The sequence below is a fragment of the Mesorhizobium sp. M1E.F.Ca.ET.063.01.1.1 genome (genome assembly GCF_003998155.1).
In the GTDB taxonomy this organism is placed as follows: Bacteria; Pseudomonadota; Alphaproteobacteria; order Rhizobiales; family Rhizobiaceae; genus Mesorhizobium.
Genome location: NZ_RZSC01000759.1, coordinates 1 through 2,735, shown reverse-complemented (window position 1 = coordinate 2,735; position 2,735 = coordinate 1). Strand labels below are relative to the sequence as shown.

The 2,735-nt window shown below is 64.2% G+C and carries 3 protein-coding genes; 2 read left to right on the top strand and 1 reads right to left on the bottom strand.

Annotation, left to right across the window (positions count from 1 at the left end):
• Together EOA29_RS31845 and EOA29_RS31840 are read left to right on the top strand one after the other, a co-directional pair.
• Window positions 1-182 (top strand): isocitrate/isopropylmalate family dehydrogenase (locus EOA29_RS31845; RefSeq protein ID WP_245468612.1); only part of this gene is annotated, 182 nt, incomplete at its 5' end.
• Window positions 183-199: 17 nt separating this feature from the next.
• A complete protein-coding gene (locus EOA29_RS31840; RefSeq protein ID WP_127222109.1) occupies window positions 200-1,657 on the top strand; it encodes an NAD-dependent succinate-semialdehyde dehydrogenase in 1,458 nt (485 codons plus the stop codon).
• A 12-nt stretch (window positions 1,658-1,669) separates the two neighbouring features.
• On the opposite strand, the gene EOA29_RS31835 is transcribed toward EOA29_RS31840, so the two are convergent.
• Window positions 1,670-2,735, bottom strand: a 1,066-nt coding sequence (locus tag EOA29_RS31835; protein WP_145969912.1) for an FAD-binding oxidoreductase, incomplete at its 5' end; no start/stop codon positions are given.

The following is a 2,735-nucleotide window of genomic DNA, read 5'->3' as shown; positions in this document are numbered from 1 at the left end:
TCGCCAATCCGATCGCCACTATCTGGTCGGGTGCGATGATGCTCGAACATCTCAGCGAAACCGCCGCCGCACGTCGCATCATGAAGGCGGTCGAAGCGACGACCGCGCGCGGCATCGGAACCACTGCCGGCAAGGACAAAACAGACACCATCACCGCCGCCATCGTCGCGGCGCTCAGCTGAATGCAAGGTCGTTTCCGATGAAAACCCTGAAGGACAAAAGCCTCTTGCGCGAAGCCGGCCTGATCGGCGGCGAATGGGTTGCTGCCAGCTCCGGCAAGACGGTCGACGTCATCGATCCGGCGACGCAGGCCACGATAGGCACAGTGCCCGGCATGGCCGGTGCGGAGACCCGCGCTGCCATCGAGGCCGCGGCCTCAGCCTATTGGGACTGGAGGAAGAAGACCAATGCCGAGCGCGCGGCGCTGCTGGAAGCCTGGCATGGTCTGATGCTCGCGCATCTGGACGATCTGGCACTGATCCTGACCACGGAACAGGGCAAGCCGCTGGACGAAGCCAAGGGCGAGATCCGCTACGGCGCGTCCTTCGTCAAATGGTTCGCGGAAGAAGCACGCCGCATCAACGGCCACACCATCCCCTCGCCCACACAAGACCGCCGCATCATCGTGCTGAAGGAACCGGTCGGCGTCTGCGGCATCATCACGCCATGGAATTTTCCGAACGCCATGATCACCCGGAAGGCCGCGCCAGCATTGGCCGCCGGCTGCACGGTGGTGATCAAACCGTCCGAGTTCACGCCCTATTCGGCGCTGGCGCTCGGCGTGCTTGCCGAACGGGCCGGCATCCCGGCCGGCGTCATCAACATCGTGACTGGCATGCCGACCGACATCGGCAACGAGATCATGGCCAACGAAACCGTTCGCAAGATCTCCTTCACCGGCTCGACGCGGGTCGGCTCGCTGCTGATGCGTGGCGCTGCCGACAGCGTGAAGCGTCTCAGCCTCGAGCTTGGCGGCAACGCCCCCTTCATCGTCTTCGACGACGCCGATCTCGATCTCGCTGTCGAGGGCGCCCTCGTCTCAAAATTCCGCAATGGCGGTCAGACCTGCGTGTGCGCCAACCGCATCCTGGTCCAGGCCGGTGTCCATGACGCCTTCGCCGCGAAGCTTGCCGCTCGCGTCAACGCCATGGCCGTGGGGCCAGGCACGCAGCCTGGCGTCGCCATCGGGCCGATGATCAACATGGCGGCGGTCGAGAAGATCAACCGCCATGTCGAGGACGCGCTCGCCAAGGGTGCTGCGATCATCACGCAGAAGCCGGCTTTGCCCGAAGGCCAGCAATATGTCGCGCCGCTGGTGCTGACCGGCGCCACGAACGAGATGCAGCTCGCCGGCGAGGAAACCTTTGGCCCGGTCGCGCCGCTCTTTCGTTTCGAGACCGAAGAAGAAGCGATCGCGCTCGCCAATGGCACGCCCTACGGGCTTGCCTCCTACTTCTACACCGAGAACTTGAAACGCGCCTGGCGCGTCGGCGAGGCGCTCGAGTTCGGCATGGTGGGCTTGAACACCGGCTCGGTCTCGATGGAGGTCGCACCCTTCGGCGGCGTCAAGCAGTCCGGGCTCGGACGCGAGGGCGCGCAGGCCGGCATCGAGGAATATCTCGAGATGAAAAGCTTTCACATCGGCGGGCTGGGCTAAGCTCCAGCTCGATCATTGGATCCGGTCGAGCGCCTTGTAGTAGAGGCCGACCATCGGCAGAAACCACGGCTTGCCGGAATAGCCCGGGATTGCAGGCCACTCGAGCCCCTTCAGCGGATTGCGGTCTTCGCGGCCGAGCATGGCGTCGGCAAGCATCATGCCGAGATGGGTGGAAAGCTGCGCGCCATGACCGGAGTAGCCCATCGCGTACCAGATGCCGTCATGATAGCCGGCGCGCGGAAAGCGGTCCTTGGTCATGTCGACCAGCCCGCCCCAGCAATAGTCGATCTCGACCTTTGAAAGTTGCGGGAAAATCGCCGCGAGGCTTGCCTGCAATATCTGCCCGCTCTTGGCATCCGAGCGCTGGTCCGAAGTCGCCGAGAAGCGTGCGCGGCCGCCGAAGATCAGGCGGTTGTCGGGCGACAGCCGGAAGTAGTTGCCGATGTTCATCGATGTCACGCATGTCCGGTTGCCTGGCATGGTCGCGGCGATCTCGACATCGCTCAGCGGCCGAGTGGCGATGATGAAGCTGCCGACCGAGATGAGCCTGCGGCGAAAGTAGTTGAAATTCGGTGTCGTGTAGGCTCCCGTCGCCACCAGCACATTGTCGGCGCTGATCTTGCCTCGCGAGGTGGTCAGCTCATGCCTGGGGCCAGCCTGCCTGCGGTCGGTCACCCTGGTGTTCTCGTGGATGACGGAGCCGTGTCGAGCGGCGGCCGTCGCGAGGCCCGACACATAGCGGCCCATATGCATCATGGCGCTCTTCTTCGACAGCATCGCGCCATGGAAGGGCGAGCCGATCTCGGATTTGAGATCGTTCGGCGACAGCAGCGCCGTATCCGGATCGACTTCGGCATGGACGGCCTCGAAGTTGCGGGCGATCGCTTCGAAATGCTGCGGCTTGGAGGCGAGCTTCAGCTTGCCGGCGCGCCGGAAATTGCAGTCGATACCCTCCTCGGCGACCAGCGTCTCGATGCTGTCGACGGAGTCGTCGAGCGCCCGGTAGAGCGCGATTGCCCGTTCCTTGCCGAGTTCCGCCTTGGCCGAAAGATAGCTGTGGGCGAGGCCGTTGTTCAGG